Source organism: Iodobacter fluviatilis (genome assembly GCF_900451195.1).
Classification (GTDB): domain Bacteria; phylum Pseudomonadota; class Gammaproteobacteria; order Burkholderiales; family Chitinibacteraceae; genus Iodobacter; species Iodobacter fluviatilis.
Genome location: NZ_UGHR01000004.1, coordinates 275,853 through 300,046, shown reverse-complemented (window position 1 = coordinate 300,046; position 24,194 = coordinate 275,853). Strand labels below are relative to the sequence as shown.

Annotated in this window: 23 protein-coding genes and 1 riboswitch; of the genes, 9 read left to right on the top strand and 14 right to left on the bottom strand. The window is 48.0% G+C overall.

All coding sequences use genetic code 11. The features are described 5' to 3' along the window. Window positions 1-62: 62 nt before the first annotated feature. Window positions 63-230, bottom strand: a riboswitch (FMN riboswitch). A gap of 309 nt (window positions 231-539) precedes the next feature. Beyond that, window positions 540-1,853, top strand: coding sequence for a polyamine export protein PaeA (paeA, locus tag DYD62_RS20120; protein WP_115229498.1), 1,314 nt, complete (start codon window positions 540-542; stop codon window positions 1,851-1,853). A gap of 96 nt (window positions 1,854-1,949) precedes the next feature. Here the strand turns inward: paeA and lpoB are convergent, their stop codons facing one another. The 3 genes from lpoB to DYD62_RS20105 are packed head-to-tail and all read right to left on the bottom strand — an operon-like array spanning window position 1,950 to window position 4,418. Further along, the gene (gene lpoB, locus DYD62_RS20115; RefSeq protein ID WP_218586925.1) at window positions 1,950-2,546 is read right to left on the bottom strand and encodes a penicillin-binding protein activator LpoB; all 597 of its coding nucleotides are present in this window, start codon (window positions 2,544-2,546) and stop codon (window positions 1,950-1,952) included. A 19-nt stretch (window positions 2,547-2,565) separates the two neighbouring features. Further along, window positions 2,566-2,967 (bottom strand): YcfL family putative periplasmic lipoprotein, encoded by a 402-nt coding sequence (locus tag DYD62_RS20110; protein WP_115229495.1) that lies wholly within the window; start codon window positions 2,965-2,967, stop codon window positions 2,566-2,568. Window positions 2,968-3,002: 35 nt separating this feature from the next. Beyond that, complete coding sequence (locus DYD62_RS20105; protein ID WP_115229492.1) at window positions 3,003-4,418, bottom strand: COG3014 family protein; 1,416 nt, start codon at window positions 4,416-4,418, stop codon at window positions 3,003-3,005. Window positions 4,419-4,923: 505 nt separating this feature from the next. Here DYD62_RS20105 and ahcY point away from each other — a divergent pair. After that, entirely contained in the window at window positions 4,924-6,336 is a 1,413-nt protein-coding gene (gene ahcY / locus DYD62_RS20100; RefSeq protein WP_233702987.1) for an adenosylhomocysteinase, read from the top strand. 78 nt (window positions 6,337-6,414) lie between these two features. Here the strand turns inward: ahcY and DYD62_RS20095 are convergent, their stop codons facing one another. Both DYD62_RS20095 and DYD62_RS20090 read right to left on the bottom strand, forming a co-directional pair. Further along, window positions 6,415-7,182, bottom strand: a complete 768-nt coding sequence (locus DYD62_RS20095; protein WP_233702986.1) for a substrate-binding periplasmic protein — start codon at window positions 7,180-7,182, stop codon at window positions 6,415-6,417. A 183-nt stretch (window positions 7,183-7,365) separates the two neighbouring features. Beyond that, a complete protein-coding gene (locus DYD62_RS20090) occupies window positions 7,366-8,262 on the bottom strand; it encodes an HTH-type transcriptional regulator ArgP (RefSeq protein ID WP_115229992.1) in 897 nt (298 codons plus the stop codon). Window positions 8,263-8,420: 158 nt separating this feature from the next. Here DYD62_RS20090 and DYD62_RS20085 point away from each other — a divergent pair, with 158 nt between their 5' ends. From DYD62_RS20085 to DYD62_RS20080, 3 genes are all read left to right on the top strand, one after another. After that, window positions 8,421-9,044 carry a trimeric intracellular cation channel family protein gene (locus DYD62_RS20085; RefSeq protein ID WP_115229487.1) on the top strand — a complete coding sequence of 208 codons (624 nt, stop codon included), beginning with the start codon at window positions 8,421-8,423 and terminating at the stop codon, window positions 9,042-9,044. A gap of 78 nt (window positions 9,045-9,122) precedes the next feature. Then, window positions 9,123-9,275, top strand: a complete 153-nt coding sequence (locus tag DYD62_RS23710; RefSeq protein ID WP_165928659.1) for a hypothetical protein — start codon at window positions 9,123-9,125, stop codon at window positions 9,273-9,275. Between the two features lie 106 nt (window positions 9,276-9,381). After that, window positions 9,382-10,065: a substrate-binding periplasmic protein gene (locus DYD62_RS20080; protein WP_165928658.1), complete on the top strand. Its 684-nt coding sequence runs from the start codon at window positions 9,382-9,384 to the stop codon at window positions 10,063-10,065. Between the two features lie 204 nt (window positions 10,066-10,269). Here DYD62_RS20080 and DYD62_RS20070 read toward each other — a convergent pair whose 3' ends face one another. Continuing rightward, on the bottom strand, window positions 10,270-10,467 hold the full coding sequence (locus DYD62_RS20070) for a hypothetical protein (protein WP_115229480.1): 198 nt from the start codon (window positions 10,465-10,467) through the stop codon (window positions 10,270-10,272). A 118-nt stretch (window positions 10,468-10,585) separates the two neighbouring features. Between DYD62_RS20070 and DYD62_RS20065 the strand changes: the two genes are divergently transcribed. Both DYD62_RS20065 and DYD62_RS20060 read left to right on the top strand, forming a co-directional pair. Next, window positions 10,586-11,977 carry an aminopeptidase P family protein gene (locus DYD62_RS20065; protein WP_115229478.1) on the top strand — a complete coding sequence of 464 codons (1,392 nt, stop codon included), beginning with the start codon at window positions 10,586-10,588 and terminating at the stop codon, window positions 11,975-11,977. Between the two features lie 353 nt (window positions 11,978-12,330). Next, window positions 12,331-12,942 carry a glutathione S-transferase gene (locus DYD62_RS20060; RefSeq protein WP_115229475.1) on the top strand — a complete coding sequence of 204 codons (612 nt, stop codon included), beginning with the start codon at window positions 12,331-12,333 and terminating at the stop codon, window positions 12,940-12,942. 147 nt (window positions 12,943-13,089) lie between these two features. Here DYD62_RS20060 and grxD read toward each other — a convergent pair whose 3' ends face one another. From grxD to mgtE, 4 genes are all read right to left on the bottom strand, one after another. Beyond that, a complete protein-coding gene (gene grxD / locus DYD62_RS20055; RefSeq protein WP_099396373.1) occupies window positions 13,090-13,407 on the bottom strand; it encodes a Grx4 family monothiol glutaredoxin in 318 nt (105 codons plus the stop codon). A gap of 240 nt (window positions 13,408-13,647) precedes the next feature. Next, window positions 13,648-14,451: a peptide chain release factor N(5)-glutamine methyltransferase gene (gene prmC, locus DYD62_RS20050; RefSeq protein WP_174900838.1), complete on the bottom strand. Its 804-nt coding sequence runs from the start codon at window positions 14,449-14,451 to the stop codon at window positions 13,648-13,650. Window positions 14,452-14,657: 206 nt separating this feature from the next. After that, window positions 14,658-15,941: a voltage-gated chloride channel family protein gene (locus DYD62_RS20045; RefSeq protein WP_115229470.1), complete on the bottom strand. Its 1,284-nt coding sequence runs from the start codon at window positions 15,939-15,941 to the stop codon at window positions 14,658-14,660. 10 nt (window positions 15,942-15,951) lie between these two features. Next, entirely contained in the window at window positions 15,952-17,295 is a 1,344-nt protein-coding gene (gene mgtE / locus DYD62_RS20040) for a magnesium transporter (protein WP_373280376.1), read from the bottom strand. A gap of 591 nt (window positions 17,296-17,886) precedes the next feature. Here mgtE and DYD62_RS20035 point away from each other — a divergent pair. Continuing rightward, entirely contained in the window at window positions 17,887-20,646 is a 2,760-nt protein-coding gene (locus DYD62_RS20035) for a bifunctional diguanylate cyclase/phosphodiesterase (RefSeq protein WP_115229464.1), read from the top strand. A gap of 54 nt (window positions 20,647-20,700) precedes the next feature. On the opposite strand, the gene DYD62_RS20030 is transcribed toward DYD62_RS20035, so the two are convergent. The 3 genes from DYD62_RS20030 to DYD62_RS20020 all read right to left on the bottom strand — a co-directional run bounded on the left by DYD62_RS20030 (window position 20,701) and on the right by DYD62_RS20020 (window position 23,048). Next, window positions 20,701-21,450 (bottom strand): hypothetical protein, encoded by a 750-nt coding sequence (locus tag DYD62_RS20030; RefSeq protein ID WP_115229462.1) that lies wholly within the window; start codon window positions 21,448-21,450, stop codon window positions 20,701-20,703. A 79-nt stretch (window positions 21,451-21,529) separates the two neighbouring features. Then, on the bottom strand, window positions 21,530-22,300 hold the full coding sequence (locus DYD62_RS20025) for a DUF2491 family protein (RefSeq protein ID WP_115229459.1): 771 nt from the start codon (window positions 22,298-22,300) through the stop codon (window positions 21,530-21,532). Between the two features lie 85 nt (window positions 22,301-22,385). Further along, window positions 22,386-23,048, bottom strand: a complete 663-nt coding sequence (locus DYD62_RS20020) for a hypothetical protein (protein ID WP_132038654.1) — start codon at window positions 23,046-23,048, stop codon at window positions 22,386-22,388. 158 nt (window positions 23,049-23,206) lie between these two features. Between DYD62_RS20020 and DYD62_RS20015 the strand changes: the two genes are divergently transcribed. Continuing rightward, the gene (locus tag DYD62_RS20015; RefSeq protein ID WP_115229454.1) at window positions 23,207-23,752 is read left to right on the top strand and encodes an NADPH-dependent FMN reductase; all 546 of its coding nucleotides are present in this window, start codon (window positions 23,207-23,209) and stop codon (window positions 23,750-23,752) included. Here the strand turns inward: DYD62_RS20015 and DYD62_RS20010 are convergent. After that, complete coding sequence (locus DYD62_RS20010; protein WP_115229451.1) at window positions 23,749-24,174, bottom strand: nuclear transport factor 2 family protein; 426 nt, start codon at window positions 24,172-24,174, stop codon at window positions 23,749-23,751. The genes DYD62_RS20015 and DYD62_RS20010 overlap by 4 nt on opposite strands. Window positions 24,175-24,194 lie beyond the last annotated feature (20 nt).

Sequence of the window (24,194 nt, the reverse complement as noted above, 5' to 3'; positions counted from 1 at the left end):
GTTCAGGGGGTGGGACAGCCGCAGGCAAACCGCCATGGGCAAGCCATGGCAAATTCAATACGACGCATCTTCTTTCATCCGGACTATCACCGTCGGCTCTGGAATTTAACCAGATCTGCTGACCCTAAGCTTAAATACAGCGCAGGCGCTCGCGGGCTTGTGTGATCATTTCTTGAGAAAACAATACACTTACCGCCGGTGGGGAGTTTCACCCCGCCCTGAAGACGTACGACTTTGGAATAATATTCCAAGCTACATTGTCAGCTTTTAAACGCCCATTTGTCTATCATTCACGGGAAAACACTTACACTATTTCTTAATAAAATATACATATCATGCAAGCGTAATAGAATAAATCTTCACAAACAGACACAGGCCGTGCTCCATGCTCATCCTGATAAAGCTTAAATGCGAGCGATGCCGGGGGCTAGCGCCACAGATTGTTAATCTTAAACAAACCTTTCCACCCGCTTTGCCTGCATAAGAAGCTTCATAGCAAGCTGGCGAGCTGCTAAGCTAGCGGCAGGAGATTTAATATTATGATGAATGGCTTACTTATTATTTTTATTCTTATTTTAATTAGTGCATTTTTCTCTGTTTCAGAAATTGCGCTAGCCGCAGCACGTAAACACAAGCTGCAACAAATGAGTGAAGACGGCGATAAACGTGCTGATCTGGTACTGGCCCTGCAAGAGCGGCCGGGAGACTTTTTTACCGTGGTGCAAGTTGGTGTAAATGCCGTTGCAATTCTAGGCGGTATATTGGGAGAGCCTACTTTTTCCCCCGTTTTTAAAGCGCTGCTTATCCAGCTTGGCGTGCATGCCGATACTGCCGAAACGCTAGGCTTTCTGATGTCATTCACCCTAGTGACCGGGCTGTTTATTCAGTTTGCCGATTTAATTCCCAAACGTATTGGCATGGCGGTACCTGAAGCCACCGCTGTGAATGTTGTTTCACCCATTTTATTTTGTATTTTCCTGCTGCGCCCTCTGGTTTTTATTTTTGATGGTATTGCCAATTTAATTTTTAATGCATTTAATTTACCTGCAGTACGCCGGGATGAAATCACGACTGATGATATTGTGGCCATGGCAGATGCGGGTGCAATGGCAGGTACGGTACGCCGCAAAGAGCACAATCTGATTGAAAACGTGTTTGAATTAGAAACACGTACCGTAACATCCGTGATGACCGCACGTGAAAGTGTGATTTTCTTTTCACTGAATGAAGCAGAAGAAACCATCAGAGCCAGAATGCTGGCCGAGCCCCATTCAAAATTTTTGCTTTGCGAAAACAGCATCGACAGCGTATTTGCCTATATTGATGCCAAAGATATTTTGCAATTGGTACTTAAGGGTGGCGAAATTAATTTACTGGAAGGCTTAAAGCAATGCGGTAATCGCAAATTGCTGACGATTCCAGATACGCTTTCTTTATCTGAAGTACTGGAGCAATTTAAAGAAGCACGCGAAGACTTTGCCGTTATTCTGAATGAATACGCCTTAGTGGTTGGCATTATTACGCTGAACGATGTCACCATTCAGCTGATGGGCAGTATGGTAGACCCCGGTGCAGATCAGATTGTGCAGCGGGATGAAAGCTCATGGCTGGTTGATGGTGTAACGCCGATCGAAGACGTAAAAAAAGCACTGGATATCGACGAATTAAAAGATGAAGAGAATTATGAAACCATTGCCGGCTTTATGATGTATATGCTCAAACGCATCCCTAAAAAAGCCGAGCTGCTGATTTTTGGTGATTACAAATTTGAAGTGGTCGATATTGATAATTATCGTATTGATCAGCTGCTGGTCACCCGAATCAACCCGCAAAAAAAAACGGATGATGAGTAATTAAAAAATGGGCAAGGTTTTACCTTGCCCATTTTTTTAAACCCCTGAATCAATTACAACAAACAATAGGGGCGCACAGAGTGCCCATACTACATCTTAACGCTTAGATGTTTTACGAATTTCTTTTTCATCCTGCCATTCATCCACGCCCTCTTCAATATTCTTTAAGATCAGTGTGAATTTATAATAAACGTCTTTGGTGCTGTCGTTCTTTTTAACAATCGAGGTAATTTCGCCTGTTAATAAATACTTAGCGCCCTTCATTTGCCCGACTTTAACTTTATTTTTATATAAGCCACTTTCTGTCTGACGGCGGATTTCTTCAACCTGTGCATCTAATGTGCTGCTGTCGGTTACAAACTTAGCACCGCTTTTCATCAGCTGCGTTTTCATGCTGTTGGTGATATTGCGGGTATCAATATATTCAGTGGTTTTATTTTTAACTTCGGCCACCACAATTAAAGGGCGGCCAGCCATGGATGGGTGCTGCATTAAAGAGCGCGCCATTGATTCTGAAATCATTTGCAAATCGGTAGAGCCAAATTCATTTGTTACCGTTTCAACCGCCTTGCTATCGCCATAAACCACATCACCACCGCCCACGGTAGGTGATGAGCTAGAGGCGCAGCCCGTAGCCAGCAATACTGCGGCCAAGACCGCGCTCAGCTTTAATGCTTGTTTCATCGTTTTCATTGATCTGATCCTTTAGAAATTACTTAGCTGCAGGTACTGCACCTGTGTTATCCGGGCTATTGACTTCCATTTTGAAATCCACGGCAGATGGCACGGGGGCAATGGTGTCGATAACTTGTTTTTGCAAACCAATAAATTTAAGCGGCTTCCATACTTCTTCGCCACCCACTACAAAGCCAGCATCATCAAACCAGCGGAAGCGATAATAAAGCTGCTGATCGCCCTTATCCTGATTCTGCATTTCAAGCTGTACCGCTAGGAGGCCATTACGCTGAGCGGTGCGCCCCCCCGTGAGCTTGATATATTTCATTTCACCCAGCTGCTCGATTCGATCAGACAAAACAATCGGAGCGGCTTGGGCAATCGCTGAAAATCCTAAAACAGCAGCCAGTAAAACGCCACGGGCAAGATACTTTTTCATGGTTATTCCTTTATTCAAAATAGAAAACACGATGATTATTTCTTCACCTTTTTAGGCTTAGCTGGCTGAATCATAGCGTCTGTGCTCTCTGTCACCACTGTGTCTAATACCACAGATGACAAATCTGTCTTTCCTAAATACACCTGATTGCCCATCACCCTGATCGGCACAATCTGGTAAGGGCTGCTTACTTTAAAATCAAACGCCTCCTGCCCCTGCAACGTAGGCACTAATACTTTATGCATGCCCTGTGGCAAGGTCGCCCGGACAATGGCAATCTGTGCGGGCAGGGTGCTCCAAGTGCGCTCATCGGCTTGCTCGGTCATCACACTGACCAGCCCAAGCACTAAGCTGGCAATTGCACTGGCATTATTGTCCCGGTCATTCAGCTGCTTTTGCGCCACGCCTTTTGTCACAGCACGGATGGTGGAGCGCAAAATAATGCCCGGCATATCGTCCCGCAATGCGCGGCGGCTCATGGCATCGATACTGGTGATAGTGCTAACCGGCAAAAAACGCCCGTCTAATTTAAGCTGTGACGGCGCAAAATCGTTGCCGGAGCGAATAACAGGAAAAGACATCGCCGTTAATCCGACCCGATAAATGGGCAGGGGTACGGTCACCGATTTACGTGCTGGGGCAAGGCCCGAGCTCACCACAAACAACACCTCGCTCATTCCGCGCTTGCTGGTTTTGCTATCGAGCTGAGACAAGCCATCTTCTAAAATCTTGGTATTGGGCTGCAGCTCAATCGCCTTGCGATAGCCCGGCGCTGCTAGGCTTTTTTCACCCAGCGACTCATAAACAAAAGCCGCCAGATAATGACTAAACGCATTCTGATAGCTGTTTTTTAAAGCTAAAACTTCAGGATCATCCAGCGTTTCGGTTGGATAACCTTTTAAGTCTTTAAACGTGGTTTTTACGCCTCTGCTTTTAGCCTCAGCTTCGTCTTTTTCATAAGCACGCGAGCGATACTCCGCAATGATCGCTTCACGTTCATGCGTTTTTTTGACTTCAACCCGTGCATTGCCCCAATCCCCCGCGGCGGCATGATTCATGGCCAGCAGAGTAGAGAGCAATACTTTTTCGTAATCGTAGCCATCGTAGCGGCGGGTTTTATCGTTAATTAAAAAGCTACCCACCTCACCCATTAATTTATCTGGCGAGTTTTTAGCGGCATCTTCCCAATCCTGGATTTTTGCATCCGCCTTCAGCCAAGCGCCGGTGCTACTAGGCCAGTCACTTTTTAGCTGTAATAGCTGACCTTTTTCCAGATAATACAAAAGGTCTTTATCACTATTATTCGATTCCAATACAGCCAGTGCGCTATCGGGCTTGCCTGCGCGGACAAAATCAATCGCTCCCTGCGATTCGGCCTGATACTGGCGCATTGATCCGCAGGCACTTAAAGCAAGGACTAAGATCAAGCTGGCGCATCGTTTTAATTTCATTCCACAGCCTTGGTTGATAGCGGCACGATGATTCATTATGCCGACTGACTAATTTACTTTAAAAATTAAGACTTAAATGCAACGCATTGTTTTGGTTTGCTACCAACTGCAGAGCCAGCCCTGCCATCACTTTGTGCGAATGCTACTTAATGTAAGCAAATACTGCATTGTAAACAAGACAATCATCAGATTCTTAACGCTATAATGAAAGCACATTCGAGGGGCGCTGCAACCCTAAATAGCCTGTCGAACTTAGCATCAGTCGGCTACAGAATCACCTGATCGGCCCATATTTCACCGAATTTTTGACCAATAACGCCTTATTGGCACTGCAAATCCGGAAAAATCTGGTCTAGACCATGCGATTTTTCGCTACGACCGCCTAAGTCCGACAAACTGCTAGGGGCCAGGCTCGAATTTCTTAACTGCGCTCTCCTGTAAACCCGCGCCGGGTACGGCATGCGTGTTGGAGATGCCATCCCGGCCACAGATAGGAATCACCACTGTGGCAAATCTTGATTTAGCAAATTCTGATTTTAAAGTCGCTGATCTATCTTTGGCAGACTGGGGCCGTAAAGAAATTCGCATTGCAGAAACAGAAATGCCCGGCCTAATGTCTGTGCGGACGGAGTACGCCAAAGCACAGCCACTTAAAGGAGCCCGTATCGCAGGCTCCATCCATATGACCATCCAGACTGCAGTGCTGATTGAAGCTCTGCAAGCCCTAGGGGCCGAAGTGCGCTGGGTGTCCTGCAATATTTTCTCTACCCAGGACCACGCAGCTGCAGCGATTGCCGCAGCAGGTACATCGGTATTTGCCCACAAGGGCGAAACACTCGAAGAATACTGGGATTTTACCCACCGCATTTTTGATTTCCCCAACGGCCAGTACGCCAATATGATTCTGGACGATGGCGGCGATGCCACCATTTTGCTGCACCTTGGCGCACGAGCTGAAACCGATCCCTCAGTCATTTCTGCCCCTGGCAACGAAGAAGAAATCGTGTTGTTTGCCTCGATTAAAGCCACGCTGGCCAAAGATCCTAAGTGGTATTCCACCCGACTTTCTTATATTAAAGGCGTCACCGAAGAAACCACTACCGGTGTACACCGCCTGTATAAAATGCACAGTGAAGGCCGTCTCTCCTTCCCTGCGATTAATGTCAACGACGCCGTTACCAAATCTAAATTCGACAACCTTTACGGCTGCCGTGAATCACTGGTAGATGGTATTAAACGCGCCACCGATGTGATGATCGCAGGTAAAGCCGCGGTGATCCTTGGCTATGGCGATGTGGGTAAGGGCTGCGCCCAAAGCCTGCGCGGCTTGGGTGCCACCGTTTACGTCACCGAAATCGACCCGATTTGCGCGCTGCAAGCCGCCATGGAAGGCTTTCGTGTCGTAACGATGGACAGCATTTGCGATCAGGGCGATATCTTTGTCACCACCACCGGCAATGTAGGCGTAATTACCCACGAGCATATGCTTAAGATGCGCAATAACGCCATCGTCTGCAATATCGGCCACTTTGATAGCGAAATTCAGGTTGCATCCTTACGCCAATACGAATGGGAAAACGTGAAGCCGCAAGTCGATCACATTATTTTCCCAGATGGCAAACGCATCATCCTGCTTGCCGAAGGGCGCCTGGTGAATCTGGGCTGCGCCACTGGCCACCCCAGCTTTGTGATGTCTAACTCCTTCACCAATCAGGTGCTGGCGCAAATCGAGCTGTTTACCAAAACCGAGCAATATCCAGTTGGCGTCTACGTACTGCCTAAGCACCTTGATGAAATGGTGGCCCGATTACACCTAAAGAAAATCGGCGCAACGCTCACCGAGCTAACAGACGAGCAAGCTGCCTATATCGACGTACCCAAACAAGGGCCGTATAAACCGGCGCATTACCGGTATTGATGGCTTGCAGGTATTAATCGTTTAAAATAAAAAACGGGAAGCCTAGGCTTCCCGTTTTTTAAATTATCCATGCAATAATTATTTAATTTTTAATTCAACAGGACTCTGGCTGGCCACTATTTTCTGGTAGCTACCGTCTTTTTTCATTGCAGATAAAATTTCATCAAATTTATCCCGTATCGCCCTTAGGTTTCTTTTTTTAGAAAAAGCCATATAACTGGGAATAGCCTGAACTTCGGGAGCAAGCTCTTTGACTTTATGTTCAACACCTTTGTGCCTTAAAATATCTAATGCGCCATACTTATTACTGACCATTATATCAAAACGTTTTGCTAATAATTTTTCCACATTCTGTTCGCCGGTATATGTCACATCAGGGGCTTTAATCAGTTTATTCTTAACTGCATTATCAAAAACATCCCCATAACTAACTTTATTTACCGCACCAAAACTATAATTAGCCAACTTTAGCAAGTCACCATCAAACTTAATATTTGATTCTTTTAAAACAAATAATGAAACGGCCTGTGGCATCAGCACTTCTTTTGAATAATCTGCAAACACTTCTCTTTCTGCCGTTTTATATGCAGTAAAAATAGCATCAGCCGTGCCATCTTCAATCATTTTAATTGACCGGGTCCAGGGCATTAAAGTGATATTTACGGGCTGCTGCATCCGGCGAAACACTTCTTTTACGATCTCCACCACAAAGCCTTTAGTCTGGCCATTTTCTTCATACTGATAAGGGGGGTATTGCAGTGTCACCAGCTCCAGTGGCGCACTCATTGCAGATGCAGCATAAAGCATCAGCCCAAAGCAGGAGAATCTGATTATATTTTTTTTCATAGACCTCCCTTCATGACTTAAACGATTATTTTTATCATTTTATATCACAAGCAAAGTGATTTTCCATTCCCTGAATGAACGCCTTTAGTATCAAACAAATATACACTGCCATCCTGTTTTGTAAGATATAAAACTGACCAGGTGTTAGCTACGTGCCACTTACCGGCAGGTATTCATATTTATCTACTCTGAAAGAGGCGTGCCCAGCACCACTCTTGCCGCATCCACAATCTGTTTTGACAGTGCTTCCATGCGCGGCGATTGCACTTTCCATGAGTGCCAGTAAAGCTTTACATCGCAAGGATAATCCGGTGCCAGATCAATCAGATCGCCAGTAGATTCGCCCAGCAGTAACTCAGGCACCATGCCATAGCCTAAGCCGTGGCAAATAGCCGCCAGATGGGGCTCGGTGCCGGGTACATAATGACAAGGGTAGGCATCGGGCAACAGGCCAAAATGGTTTTCCAGAAAGCCCGCCTGCAGCGTATCTTTGTGCGAATACGCCACCACAGGCGCACGGCGGGCGTCGTTACGATTCATGCCCTGAGGAAACCAGCGTTGGCAAAAGCTTTTGCTCGCCACCAAACGATAGCGCATCACGCCTAAGGCATCGGCAAAGCAGCCTTTCATGGGCTTTTCTTCGCTGCCAATGCAACCTATAGCCATCCCAGATTCGAGCAGGGTATAGGTGTGATCCTGATCTTCAACGATTAAATCAATCAGCACTTCTTCATTCACCAGAGCCTGCGCCAACGCAGGAAAAAACCATGTGCCCAGCGTATCGGCATTGAGTGCAATTGTCAGAAGCAGGGGCGAATAACGCTCCACAGCTAAATCTGAAGCCAGATCAGCCTCCAGCTGCATCACACGATGTAAATATTGCAAAAGCCGCTGGCCAACCGGTGTGGCACGGGCTGGGCGGCTGCGTACCACCAAGGGATTGCCCAGATTACTTTCCAGCGCACGTACCCGCTGAGAAACAGCTGAAGCAGTGAGATGCAGGCGCACTGCGGCCTGCTCAAAGCTGCCAGTTTCAATCACTGCTCGCAGCGCTTCGGTTTGTCTGGGGTCTAAATTCACCAGCGTATCTTTCACATATTAAGAATTTTTAAGCATACCTTATTAATATTAAATTTAGTTCAATATATCTAAACATCTTGGGATAATGCCATTCAATTAATTATTTCGTATATAAATCCAAGTCCAACGGCTCCAACTCCCTCTAAAAAGATCTTGAAATGCTGCTTTACACTATTTATTTAATCGCCATCACTGCCGAAGCCATGTCTGGGGCGCTGATGGGCATGCGCCGCAATATGGATTTATTTGGTATTTGTTTTATAGGCACGGTCACCGCACTGGGTGGTGGTACTGCACGCGATATGCTGCTGGGCCACTATCCGCTGGGCTGGGTTGCGCATCCGCAATATCTGCTGTTTACCATTGGGGCTGCTGCCTTAACCGCTTTAATCGCCAGTCATTTGCATCATCTGCGTCGCTTATTTTTGATTGTTGATGCGCTGGGTTTGGTGGCTTTCACCATTATTGGCTGCAATATCGGCATGGAAGCGGGCGTTCATCCTGGTATTGCCATCATGGCGGGCGTTGTAACCGGCGTATTTGGTGGCTTACTGCGTGATGTGTTGTGTAATCAACAACCGATGGTACTGAGCCGCGAGATTTACGCCAGCGTCTCCCTAGCTACTGGTGCTTTATATATTTTGCTGAATTATCTAAAAATAGAAACCGGCCTTGCATCAATGATTGCCTTAGTTGCGGGATTTAGTTTCAGATTATTAGCAATGCGTTTACGCTGGCAATTACCTGTTTTACGTGGTGAGCACATTAAAGGCTTTGATTAATGATCGCCCTGCGGGGGAGATAAAATCAAGACGCTGGTGTTCCGCGGCTCAATATCGCCGATTCAGATCAGATTATCGATGCGTTTTAAAAACGGCAGCATCGGCGTGGAATATATCGTTAAACAAAATAAAAGCCTTGGTTTTCATCATCACCGCTTTAACACCTGTGAAGCCATGCCGCACTTTTTTGCCAATCACTTAGGCAGCTATACGCAGCAGCCTGCTCTTTGAGGCAGGCTGTCTGCAGCAAATCATTAACTTGAATCACATCATGGCGATCTGTGTCTAAAATACCTGAACAGCCAAGAGAACAGATTCAATGCCCAAGTTAGCAATCATGCTTTTCATCTGGAGCGCTCTTACACTGGCCGAGCCCGTGAAGCTAGTGACAGGGCCTGATTACGCTCCCTATACAGATCCTTCCTTACCAGAAGGCGGGCTGGCTGCTGCCTTAGTTAAAAAAGTAATGAAACAAGCCCGCTTACCCTATGAGCTGGAATGGCGCCCATGGTCGAATGGCTATAGCTCTACGCTAAAAGGCGCGTATACCGGCACATTTCCCTATATGAGTACACCTGAGCGTCGTAAATTATTTAATTATTCTGATCCATTATTTGTGCTTGAAATACGTGTATTTGCCCTAGAAGGCAGCCATCTGGATGGCACGAAGCTCGAAACCTTAGCCGGCAAGCGCTACTGTCACCCCTTGGGCTGGGCCTACTTAAAGCAAATCGAAATAATGATTAAAAAAGGATTACTCCACCCGATCCGCCCCTACGATATGAGCGCTTGCATACGCTTACTGGCCGAGGACAAAGCCGACTTTATTATTACCGATCAAAAACAAGGCAAAGAAAGCATCGCAAATCTGGCTAAAAAATTACCCCAAATCCCAGTACCTGTTGGCGGCATCATAGAAACAATCACCCTGCACCTGATTACCCCCATCAATCACCCCAAAGCCCGTGAATTCTTAATGCAATTTAATCAGGCGCTGCAGGAAGTGCATCAGCAACAATAACTGCCATCATTTAAGGACGCAATGTACTTACCCGAAGGCGACATCAAGGGTTGAATCATGCCGGGCTTACGAAAGAAATCCTCAATCGCAGGCCCTGTGGCCGCAAAAGTATTTCCTGCATAAATAAGTGATAAGCCCGCCAGCCCTGTAAGACATAAACGCTTTAAAAATTGCAGCAATACAACCCCCGAATATGCCAATCAATTATTTTGCAGCAACACTATCACCACATAAGCTACATGTAAAATTTAACAATACTTTGTAAGCTTTATTACAAACCAAAACTAAAACCTCAGCTGCTTTTAGGACTTCCGCAGTAGCGCCAACACCATCACATCGCAGCAAATCAGCCTGCACTCTAAAAACACACAAACAATGCAGCAAAGCACCAAGTTTATTCATTTAAAGAAACAGATCTGCCATTCAAGGGGCATAAGCACGATTAAATGCCACTTCCACCCATTTACAAATGGCGCTCTTTCAACAAAGATACGCCCCACACATTCAATGGAAAAACGCCATGTTTCAGCCCGAAATCTATCGTCAACGCCGTGCCACTCTTTCTGCCAGCTTGCCGGATAGTCTGATTTTGCTGCTAGGCAACGTCGATTCGCCCATGAATTACTCGGATAATATTTTCCCGTTTATTCAGGACAGCAGTTTTCGCTACTACTTTGGCCTGAACGAGCCAGGCCTTGCCGGCCTGATTGATACGGCCAATGACGTGATCACGCTATTTGGGAATGAGCCCGAAGTAGCGGACATCGTTTGGACCGGCCCGCAACCCAGCTTAAGCGAGCGTGCAGCCACAGCAGGTCTTGCTCAAAGCCAGCCTTACGCAAAGCTTGGCGAAGCACTGGCCGCCGCTCAGGCTGCTGGCATTACCGTGCAATATTTAGCGCCCTATCGTGGCGAGACCATTCTGGAACTTGCCAAGTTATTAAGCTGTGACAGCTCAAAAGTAAAAGCCGGTTTTTCTAGCGCTTTAACCCACGCCGTCATTGCTCAGCGCGAAATCAAAGGCGATGAAGAAATCGCCGAAATGGAAAAAGTGCTGGCGATTACCCGCGATGTGCACCATGCCGCCATGCGCGCTTCGCACGCAACCGTGCTTGAGCACCAAGTAGTGGGATTAATGGAAGGCATTGTTCGCAGCCATGATTTGCAGCTGGCCTACCCGAGCATTTTCTCCAGAAACGGTGAAGTGCTGCATAACCATCATCACCATCAAGTGCTGCAAACCGGCGATTTGGTTCTGAACGATACCGGTGCCACCTCATCCGGCGGCTACGCCAGCGATATCACACGCACGATTCCGGTAGGTGGCACATTCAGCCCGCGCCAGCGCGAATTATATGATGCGGTGCTGGCCATGCAGACCGAGGCGATTGCAGCACTCAAACCCGGCCTACCTTATCTGACAGCGCATAAATTAGCAGCCAAAGTGATGGTCAAAGCCATGAGCAAGCTGGGCTTCTTTAAAGGCGATGCGGATGAAATTGTTGAGTCCGGCGCTTACGCCATCGCCTTCCCGCACGGACTTGGCCACCAGATTGGTCTGGATGTGCACGATATGGAAAGCCTGGGTGAAAACCTAGTCGGCTATGGTGAAGGAATTGAGCGCAGCACGCTGTTTGGCATGGGCTATTTACGCCTAGGCAAACCACTGAAAGCCGGCATGGTCATTACCGTAGAGCCTGGCATCTACTTTATTCCTGCCCTGATCGACGCCTGGCAAGCAGAAGGCCGTCATAGCGGGATAATTAATTACGCCAAATTTAACGAGTACAAAGACTTTGGCGGCATCCGTATCGAAGACAATGTGCTGATCACTGCCACTGGCAGCCGCATTCTGGGGCCCCATATTGCCCGCACAGCTGAGGAAGTAGAGGCCGTGATGCTGGCGGTGTAAGGCGTAAATAAACAGAGCGCATTAGGCCATTTTAAAATGGCCTAATGCGCTAACGCTTATTTACTCCCTAAGATGCGGTGATCCGGAAGGACGGGTAACACCCAATCCTTTCAATTTAATCATCAGCACTGCAGAGGCGGCCTTAACCGCGAAGGTTTTAAAGTAGCGCTTTCGCGATTCAAGCCACGGCAACAAAATCATAATGCCCTTATGTTTTGCTTAAGTTGAGAGGGCTGGGGTGAAACCCGCCTCCTTCCCTATTCCACAATCTGCGTTGTTTTCAAGCCACAAATCTGGTTTCCCCCCTGACAAACGGCTAAGATGAAATCCCAAACCTAACCAATGCAGATGGCATGAAGCTGATTACCTCGTATACCAGCCCTTTTGGCCGCAAAGTACGCATCGTTCTTGCCGAAAAACGCATTGAATGTCAGTTGATTGAAGATAATCCATGGGTAGCTGAAAGCAGTGTCAGCGCACTGAATCCGCTGGGTAAAGTGCCGATTCTTCTGCTGGACGATGGCAGAACCCTGTATGACTCCAGGGTGATTGTGGATTTTCTGGATCACAGCTCGCCAGTTGGCAAACTCATCCCCAGTGATCATCGCCAGGCGATCAGTATTAAACGCCGCGAAGCACTCGCTGACGGAATAAGCGATGCTGCGGTATTAATCAGACAAGAGCGCAGCCGCCAGCCGCATATGCAATCCACAGAATGGATTGAGCATCAGCAAGCCAAAATAGAGCGCGGCCTTGAGCATATAGCGGGTGAATTAGACGAGAAGAAATGGTGGGGTGGGGATTTATTTTCTTTGGCCGATGTGGCACTGGGCTGCACCTTGGCCTATCTTGATTTTCGCCTGCCAGAGCTTGGCTGGCAGAGCCGCTATCCAAATTTGCAGAAATTTTACAGCAAGCTTGAAGAGCGCCCTTCTTTTACCGAAACTGCACCGCCGATGATTTGAGGCATTTTTTAATGCCACACAGGGCAGCCTCACACCAAAGCAGTCAACCTAAGAAAAACCTACAAAAAAAGGGGCAGGAACGGCTTTAGCCGCTCCTGCGATATGGCGCATTAAGCGAGCAAGATGGGGTCTACCCCACCCTAAGCCTTACTCTTCGCCAATGCCTTCCAGCATTTTTTGCAGCTCGCCCGTAGCAAACAGCTCTTTCATAATATCGGAGCCGCCAACAAACTCGCCCTTGATATAAAGCTGAGGAATGGTAGGCCAGTTTGCGTATTCTTTAATGCCCTGGCGAATATCCGCATCAGCCAGCACATTAACCGCAGCAAAAGAGACGCCACAGTTTTTAAGCAACTGTACGGCACCTGCAGAGAAGCCACATTGAGGGAAAGTTGGTGTGCCCTTCATATACAGAACCACTGCGTTTTCAGTCACTTGCTGGCGAATCAGATCTTGCGTATTCATTTTGAGTTTCCTTTGTGATACCTGATGTATTTACTCAGGTATTGTACTTTTATGAAAAAGTCGCGGCAAGCAAGAGATGTAAAGCCGCGCTGTTTTTATGCCCGCGCGTCAGAGCGGCTCTTTGCATGAGGCCAATCAAACGATGTGCCGCCCTTATGTATTTGATCGATCAGGGGCTTTATCAGGGCAGGTAAATTCCCGGCCAAAGCACCCGAAAATAACAAAGATATACGTTTACGATCAGGCTAGGCGTCCGCCCGTAACGCGTTCTATTCCCGATAAATCACGCCAGCTTTGCACTTCCTGAAAGCCAGCCTCTACCAGTAAGGCACGGCAAGCGGCCGATTGATCCCAGCCATGCTCACACAAAAGCCAGCCACTCTCTTTTAAGTGATCACATGCGCCGCTGATAATATGGCGAAGATGCACGAGGCCATCACCCTCATCACTCAAGGCGCTGCGTGGCTCAAAGCGCAAATCGCCTTCGCTTAAATGATGATCATTTTTCTCAATATAAGGAGGGTTGGATACGATGATCTCAAAACGTGCATCTCCCAGTGCCTGATACCAATCTGACTGATAAAAACGCACCGCCGCATCCAGCCGGCTGGCATTGGTCTGAGCCACAATCAAGGCAGATGGGGATAAATCGACGGCGCTCACATCCAGATCCAGCCGCTCCAGCTTTAGCGTAATCGGAATACAACCCGAGCCTGTGCCCAGATCAAGCACCCTTGCCCCATCCGCCACCCGCTCTAAAGCCAGCTCTACTAATAACTCGGTATCCGGCCTTGGAATCAGCACGCTCGAGTTGACAACAAAATCACGGCCATAGAATTCACGTAAACCAATAATATACGCCACAGGCTCGCCCGCTCTGCGGCGAGCAGCCAGTGGATTAAAAACACTGACATGGGCCGGATCAACTTCATCCTGACCATGGCCAATTAACCATGCGCGGTTTTTGCCCGTGCAATGGCTAAACAAAACTTGTGCATCAAACTTATCCAAACCACTTTGCAGCAATAAAGCTGAATAATTCATAAAGGCTTCCATAAGACATTGTGTTCATTAGTACACAGCCGTGAAAACGCCACCCCAGTATGAAACCCAAATCTTGAAACACGGAGGGTTCAGAGAACACGGAGCTTCACGGGGAAAGCGATGTTTTTCCCCATGCCACTCTGTGTTCTCCCTTTCCTTAGTGGTTTAAGGTTTGAGTTTTCGCTGCATAAAATCGCTTAATTTGATCATTTTTTTGAAGCACGATAAGCCGCTATTTCACTGAGTTTAATGCCCTCAGGAGCGGCCCGGTATTTGCCGTGCACAATGCGCTGCGCGCGATAAATACCAGTGTGCCCAGAGAATAAATAGCTCACTACGCAGGCTAATGCTGCATACACGCCCACTTCTGCACCAAACATTTCCATCGCCATCAGCGTAGAAGCAATCGGCGTATTGGCCGCTCCAGCAAATACAGCCACAAAGCCCAATCCAGCAAGAAAAGCAAAATGCAGATTTAAAAATGGCGCCAGTACATTACCCAGGGTAGCGCCGATATAAAATAAAGGCGTGACTTCGCCGCCTTTAAAACCACTGCCAAGGGACGCCACGGTAAATGCAAATTTCGCGGCAAAATCGTAATTAGCCATAGGGTGCTGAAAAGATTCGATAATCGTTGGGATACCCAGCCCCAGATAACGCTCTGTACCTGAAAACCAGGCCACCAAAGCGATCAGCAACCCACCAAGAAAGGGGCGAAGCGGCGGGTAATGAATGAGCTTTTTCATTCCAGCGGCAAGCAGGTGTGTGACATTGGCAAAGCTGCGTGCAACCAGACCAAAAATTGCCCCGGCCAGCAAAACAGCAGCCAAAACCCAGAGGCTCACCTGAGGGATGGCCCCAATCAGATAATGCGTATGATGCACGCCCCACAAGAGGCCTACCTGATCAGCCACTACGGCAGCCACAAGACAGGGCCAGATGGCATCAACCCGCATACGGCCAATAGCCAGTACTTCAAAACCAAAAACAGCGCCTGCCAGCGGCGTGCCAAACACAGAGGCAAAGCCCGCGCTAATCCCCGCCATCAGTAACAAACGCCGGTCACCATTTTGTAATCGGAAGAGCCGGGTAAGCTGATCAGCCAGCGCAGCGCCCATTTGCACTGCCGTGCCTTCACGCCCTACCGATGCACCAAACAGATGGGACACCACGGTGCCCCCCAAAACCAAAGGCGCCATCCTGAGCGGGATAATTTTTTGCGGGTCATTGATCTCATCAATCAGCAGATTATTGCCTGCCTCAACCTGCTTACCAAAGCGCCAGTAAATCCAGCCAACTACCCCGCCCGCCAAGGGCAAGCCCGCCAGCAGCCAAGGATAAGCCAGCCGTGTTGTAGTGGCCCAGTCCAAAGCAAACAGAAAAAACGCCGATGCTGTCCCCGCAAGCATGCCCACCAGCACAGCCAGCAACAGCCATTTAGCTAAAGCCAGCAGTACAAACCATTGTTCCCGTGCTTTTGAAAAACGCATACTCTGCCTATTACATCAGGAAGACCGAAGCCAGCCCAAGGAAAATAAAGAAGCCCATAGAGTCGGTGGTGGCAGTCAGCAGGACCGATGAGCCATAGGCCGGATCACGCCCCAGTTTTTGCATGGTGAGTGGCACTAAAATGCCCACAAGGGCCGCAACTAAAAGATTCAGCATCATGGCCGCCATCATCACCACGCCCAGCGAAATCTGGCGGTAAAGCAGCCATGCAATCACGCCCAGTACACTGCCCCAAACTAGGCCATTTAAAAGCGCAATGCCAACTTCCTTACCAATCAGGCGGCCAGAATTGCTGGGGGTAATTTGCCCCAAAGCCAAGCCGCGAATAATCAGGGTAATGGTTTGCGTGCCCGTATTACCGCCAATGCCCGAAACAATCGGCATCAGTGCAGCCAGCGCCACTAAATGGGTAATCGTTTCTTCAAAAGCGCCAATCACGCGGCTGGCCACAAAAGCAGTGCAAATATTCACCGCCAGCCAAGGCCAGCGGTTTTTAGCGGATTTCCACACGCTGGAAAACAAATCTTCTTCTTTCAAACCGGCCAGAGACAAGACTTCTGCGTCTGATTCTTCACGAATCACGTCCACCATCATATCCACAGTCAGGCGGCCAATTACTTTATGGTTGGAATCCACCACGGGTGCAGACACTAAGTCATAACGCTCAAACGCCTGCGCGGCATCCCCGGCATCATCATGGCCGCGAAAAGTCACCACATCGGTGGCCATGGCGTCATGCACGGTTAAATCAGGATCGGAAACCAGCAGGTGATTAATCGCCAGCACGCCTTTGAGCACCTGCTCGTGATCCACCACAAAGAGTTTATCGGTGTGATTTGGCAGCTCGTCAAAGCGGCGCAAATAGCGCAGCACCACTTCCAGGGTGACGTCATCCCGGATAGTGACCATCTCAAAATCCATTAAGGAGCCTACTTCATCCTCAGGATAAGACAGTGCCGATTGCAGCTGCGCCCGTTCTTCTTCATCCAGGCCGCCTAATAATTCAGAACGCACTTCACTGGATAAATCCGGCACCAAGTCGGCCAACTCGTCAGCGTCCAGATGCTCGGCCGCGGCGATAATCTCGTAGTTCTCCATATCGGCCAGCAGCGATTCACGCACTGCATCCGATACTTCCAGCAAGATCTCGCCATCATGCTCAGACTTCACCAGCTCCCAAACCAGCAAGCGATCAAATAAAGGTAAGGCCTCTAAGATGTGCGCCACGTCTGCAGGGTGCAAACTCGCCAGCTTTTTTTGTAACTCGACCAAATTCTGCTTATGCACCAGCTGTTCAACCAGCTCGTGCTTAGCCATATCCTGACGATGCACCATATCTTCAACAACGCGATGCCTGTCCAACAGTCGAACAACCTGTTGCAAGCTTTCCTGAAGGCTTTCTTGCTGTTTGCGGGTGACTATCGTCATGCCGAGAATTCCAAAGAGAAGGGTGTTAAAAGACGTGCGCGAGTTTATCACGTCATCGCACCATGACGTTTATGCAAAGTTTGGGTTTAGCCCATTCTGGGTCATGAAATAAAGCCCATCATGCAAAGAATAAAATGCAAATTGCATACAAAATAATATCTTTATTTTTTTATAAAAAACTCAGCATGAACATCAGAGATTTTCAGCGTTCTGCAGCTTATATTTAAAGAATAAATATGCAGATCAAAAGGAGCCTCCCTGAAATACAACGCTGAGCAAAAAGATCACTTTCTTCCGGGAAGAATGCTTGTATTTATTTCGTTTTCGTCCAAGCCTGTTTTCAAGCGTGCTGCTTACTATTGCCAAAAACAAGTTTCTCCTTATTCTTACTATTTTACCTTCTTAACAAAAGGGGCTGCAGCGCTCTGAAGAACAAAACAGCAGTATGATGATTACATCATCCGGCATTTCGCTTTATCTGACTCTGATGAACGACTTATGATGATTACCTCTTTGCAGCGACTCTCTATCCGTATCCAGCTTTTTCTGCTGACGCTCGCCATTGCACTGCCTTTTGTTGTCATGCTGGGCCTCTTTTTGAATCATGAGCTGAAGCAGTTACATAAAGAGGCCTATGCAAAAGTACAAATCATTGCCAATAACTCGGCCTCTGACATTGCCAAGCGCTTACATCGCTACCAGCAAACACTGCTTAGAATCGCCAGCAGGCCGCAGATCAAAGCACTTGATCCACAACACTGCGATCCACTTCTCAAAGAGTTTGTTCAGCTCTCTCCCGAATTCACCACACTGTCTCTACGGGACATCAATGCACAGCCCATCTGCAGCTATTTAAGCCAGCCACCAAGCACCCGCCAGCTGGAGCAATTCCCATGGTTTACCGAAGCAATACAAACACAGCATTTCACCCTGGGTGATGCCGATATGGGCAGCTCTTCCGGGCGCTGGATTGCGGTACTGGCTCAGCCTGTTTTTAATCCCGCGCTGGGCGGGCTGCTGATTTTGCCTCTGGATTTACTCAAATTCAGCAAAGATGTTTTTCATAGCACGCCCGCACAAACCATTATCACGGTAATCGATCAGCGCAATATCATTTTGCTTCACTCCGGAGATGCTGCAACATGGATTGGCCAAAAAACAAAACACGCAACATCGGCCAAGCCCAATGAACTAAGCGTAATAAAAAATGAAGACGGCATCAGCCGACTTAACTCATTTGCCACAATACCGGGAACAAAATGGCGCGTATTTGCAGGGATTCCTGAGGCAGAAGTTTTTGCCGAATACACTCAATACTTATGGTACAGCCTTATCCTCAGTACCAGTTTTCTTATACTGTCACTGCTGCTGGCCTGGCGCATCAGCACCTTTATTATTCAGCCCATCAGCAGGCTGGTGCGCACCGCCAAACAGGTTGCAGAAGGCAATACCCATACTCGTGCCAGTGTGGATGGCCCTTTGGAAATCAAAGCCGTTGCAGAGCAATTTAACGGCATGCTCGACGCCTGGCAGCACAGCGAAGCCGTTCGCTATGACTCCGCCTTACACACACAAACGATCTTAGATAATATGGCCGATGCGGTCATTACGATTAATCAAAACGGCATCATTGAATCTTTTAATCAGGCAGCCAGCGCCATTTTTGGCTATTCCCCCTCAGAAATAACAGGCAAAAATATTAGCCTGCTGATGCCTGAGCCGCATCGCAGCCACCACGACAGCTATCTGCAAAACTATCAGTCCAGTGAGGCGCGCATTATTGGTGTTCCACGAGAGGTAGAAGGCCTGCGCAAAAATGGCCAGTTGTTTCCAATGAGCCTTTCGGTATCAAAAATCAATCTAACAGGAAGAATCACCTTTATTGGCTTGGTCAGGGATATCACGCAAAACCGCGAAAACGAGCAAGAAATTCGTCGGCTTGCCTTTTATGACCCGCTGACAGGGCTTGCCAACCGGCGCTTACTGGCAGACAGGCTAAGACAAGCCATGATCACTTCGGCTCGCAACAGCCAGCATGGGGCGCTGATGTTTTTAGACCTAGATCACTTCAAGCAGCTTAATGATAATTTAGGCCACGATTTGGGAGACCTCTTACTACAACAGGTGGCCGAAAGATTACAAAATTGTGTGCGGGAAGGGGACAGCGTGGCTCGTCTGGGTGGGGATGAGTTTGTTGTCCTGCTCGAAGAACTCAGCACCAATCCCCACGAGGCGGTTACGCAAACCGAGCTGATCGCCAGCAAAATACTGGAAGAACTTGGCCTGCCTTACGCGCTTAACGAGCATATTTACTCCAGTACTCCCAGCATTGGCATTGTCTTATTTCTGGAAGACCTGGAAAGCATGGAGGAGCTGCTCAAAAAAGCCGATGTGGCGATGTATCAGGCCAAAAGTGCGGGACGTAATACAGCCCGTTTTTTTGACCCCGTGATGCAGGCCGCAGCCGCGGCACATGACGAATCAGTCAGGGATTTGCGCCGGGGTTTTGCCGAGCAGGAATTTGTACTGCAGTATCAGGTACAGGTGGATAACAATGGTGAAATAACCGGAGCAGAAGCCCTTGTGCGCTGGAATCACCCTGAACGGGGTTTAGTTGCACCACTCGAGTTTATTCCGCTTGCCGAAGAAACCGGCATCATTTTGCCACTGGGGCAATGGGTACTCGAAACGGCCTGCAATCAGCTGCATCAATGGTCACTACAGCCTTTTACCGCAGACTGGAGCATGGCCGTCAATGTGAGCGCCTTGCAATTTACGCAGGCTAATTTTGTTGAACACGTCAGCTATGCCCTGAAAAAAACCGGCGTAAACCCCAGAAAGCTGAAATTAGAACTCACAGAAAGCATGCTGATCGACGACATAGAAGACATCATCGAAAAAATGAATCACCTGAAAAAACAAGGGGTAAGTTTCTCTCTGGATGACTTTGGCACGGGGTATTCATCCCTATCCAATCTGAAACAACTTCCGCTGGATCAGCTTAAAATCGACCAATCTTTTGTACAGGATATTATGTCCGACCCAAGCGACGCCATTATTGCCCGTGCAATTATTGTGCTTGGGCATAGCCTTGGCCTGAAAGTGATTGCCGAAGGCGTAGAAACCCTGGAGCAGCGCGATTTTTTAACCGTAATTGGCTGCGTGGCCTTTCAAGGCAACTACTTTGGCCCGCCCCTGTTTGCGCATGAATTAAATACACAAGCTGATTCTGGCGACACAGCCACCAGCAGCATATAAACCAGTAAAAAGTGAGCGTTTCCGCCCACTTTTACTTAAATCATCAGTACCTGCTTAAGCTTTGCCAGATAAGCGCTGCAAACGCTGCAATGCCGTTTCACCGCTGGAAGTCGTTGCCACCGATTGCCTGATTGCCGCAATTTCAGCCGCCTGATCCAATGGCTTTTGAGCGATATCTGTAATAATTTTCATCCCGGCCGCTTCATTAGATACCTTTTCTGCCCGGCGGGTTAAAGCACTTAAAGCGTTAGAATTATTCGACACGCCTTTAAAACCGGCCAATTGCTCCTGCCTTGCCTGACGAGCGGCCTGCAAATCTTTTTGCGCCTCAGCCGCAGCCAAAGCCTGAAGGGCTTTTTTAGCCGCAGCATCAAAATCAGCCAATTGCTGGGAAAGCTGCTTCACGATCTCTTCAAACTCACCCATAAATTCACGGGCATCCGCAGCTTCTTGTTCTTCCTGCGCCACGCGGCCTTTATTGGCTTCCAGCTCATCGCAAAACACTGTCACGGTGGCTTCAGAAATCGTACCGGCAGATAAACGTGCAGCCAGGGTTTCTAAGGCTTTTTCATCATTAGCGATCAAGGCCTTTAAATCATCAACATCTTTTTGCTCTTTAGCAAAATCAGCTCTGGCCTTGGCTAATTTTTGTGCCGAATCCTGCAACACGCTACGCAGCTGATCACGGTCTGCTTCCGTTGCGGTTTCTGGATCAAAATTTGCGATCACGCCAGAGATTTTGTCCCCGAGCGCACTGAAGTGTTTTGCTACTAAACGTGCCGTTAAATTCCAACCTGAAGACATAGTATTTCCTTTATTAAAGAAAGTGACTTTCACGTAAATATTGGGCTTCGCAAGCTCAGCGCCAAGCTACATCCAGCAATTACTGCACGGTAATTCGTTCCAGCTCTAAAGGTAAACCCATCATAAAATCAACGTGAATGGCGCGTTTTGAATTATCGCCATCTTCGCTTGTCACGACTTCTGTACTAATTAATAAGTATTCTGGACCACTGGCCAATTGGCGCACATAGGGCATAAAGTAGATTTTCTGGCTTAGCCCCTTCACCCCCATGGCATCATCAATCCGCACTTCTGAGCCGGTAAATGGGGAGACAAACTCTACTTCGGCACTGCCTGCATCACGCTGATATTCCAGCTGCTCTTCCCTGCCAAAGATCTCAGCAATTCTGCTATCGCCGTAGCCCAGCTCAACAAACTGCTCGCGCGATAAAGCGTAGCTCTGGCAGCCCAAGCCATAGCCCGCCTCACCGGTAAAGGCTTCCTGATCCTCGGCACTGGCAGGAAAAACACGCGTTAAGCGTGTGCAATACATGATTTCTTCAACCACGCCTGCTTGATTTTGAAAGACCTGTATAAATTTTTCAGGCGTTTCATCGTTGCCGGTTTCAATATACAGGCGATATAAATGCCCAGATAAATTGATTTTTACCCGGCTTACCGCCTGAATCAGCATGCTTAAATTTGCAGGCGCTTCAATCACCGACCCACTGGCATTGGCACGTATAAAGGGCGACATTTGCAAGGTAATCAGGCTGCCAATTCTGGCACCCAATGGCAGACCCGCATCCTGACGCTCTTCTTCTTTTGCAAATAATTTAGAACCATAATTAAACGCGTCTTTCCAGCCCATTTTGACAAACCCCTATCCGTTCACCATGCGTACTCACCCGATGCAAAACCAACCCTGTTTAAACCATTAGTAAATAAAGTTGATCTTAACGATCCCCTAAGGAGTAACGCTGCGGTGCTGCTTTTTTTCTTAAGAAAAAAGCCAGAATTAAAAAAGCGATAATAAATATGATCAAACCAAATAAAAACACACCCAGCCAGCCAGAAGACTGCTCAGGCTTTTGCGCTTGGTTCTGTTGATTCTGTGCAGTCCCCTGCTGATGACTGGAGCGGCTGATTGAATTACCCAGCATATTGCCCAGCACCGATCCCGCCAAAGACGGGCCAAACGAGCCATCCCGCTTAGGATTGCGCCCAGAATCAGGCTGCCGGTAGGGATCAGGAGCCTGCTGATTTTGATCAGGTTTTGGATTAGGAATATAAGTATTCGAAGCCGATTGCCGCGCCTTTGCGTCCCGCTCGTTCAGCGTCTTTAAGGCTTTATCTTTTTCTGCCGCACGGCTCATGCTTTTGTTCGATGCAGACTGGCTGGGCGTGGTTTGAGTATCGGTTTTTTTAGCGCTACCAAAAGTACCAAACGATGTTTTTTTAGATTCACTGCTGCCGTTGTTTTGCGGAGCAGAAGGCTTGCCCGATGATGATTTACTGCTACGGGAAGAAGAAAACCCGCCGCTATAACTTTTGGACGACGATTTCGCCAGCGTGTTTCCCACGAGCAGCGTACAAAACACAATCACGATCCACTTCATGGTCATTTCAAGTTCACCCAAAGGCTACAATGCCAACAAATATAACTGTTTTTTACACTGGTATAAAAACATAAGTAAGCTATCGGCATATTTATGTTTAGATTACACAATTTAACCTGAATGCCACGCCACTTACTTCAGCAGCACGAGCACTTATTATGAAAAAAATTCGTATTCTGGCGCTATCAGGCAGCCTTAGAAAATGCTCAGACAATACCGCGCTCTTAAACGCGATCTACCAATTAGCACCAGAGCATATTGAAGTTCGGCTATTTAATCACTTAGGCGAACTACCGCTATTCAATCCTGATCTGGAGAATGAGCCTCATCAGGCTCTAAGCGCTTTACAGCAGGAATTAAGCGCGGCAGATGGCGTTTTTATAGCCAGCCCTGAATATGCACATGGTATCAGCGGCGTATTAAAAAATGCGCTGGATTGGCTGGTCGGCAGTGAATCGTTCCCCAATATGCCCGTTGCGCTTTTCAATACCTCACCCAGGGCCAGCCACGCCCAAGCGGCCCTGCGTGAAGTGATTAAAACGATGTCGGGAAATATTATAGAAGAAGCATCCATATCGGTGCCGCTCATGGGTAGCGGCTTAAACCAAGAAGGGATCGTCAGTCATCCAGAAATATCAGCAGCACTGAGCAGTGCTCTTCACGAATTTGTAAACGTCATTCATCAAACACGCATGGCAAACTAGATAACAGGCTTTTTCAAAGCAAACTGCCGCCGCAGCCAGCGTACCGGCATGCCGATCACCGGCAGCTTCTGGAACAACTCTTCGGCCGCATCCCAATAATCGCGGTGATAACAAACTTGGCCCTGTGCGTTTAATTTAAGGTGCGATGCGCCGTGCACGCTATACGCTTTGCCTTGCAGCTCAAAAACGAAATCCCATGTAATAAACGCGTTTTCACCTTGCATTACGCGATCTTTCATCACAAAACGTGGCTTTTGTGTGGTTTCAAACATATGGGCAAAAATACGACGGATATCAGCCACGCCGCTTACCTCATTAAACGGATCTTTAAACCAAGCGTCGGCACTATAAAAACGCTCGATTTCATCCAAATTTTGCAGGCTGATGGCCTCGTACCACTGCAACATTTCATCAAGTAGCATGGTTTACCTTCAAATATAAC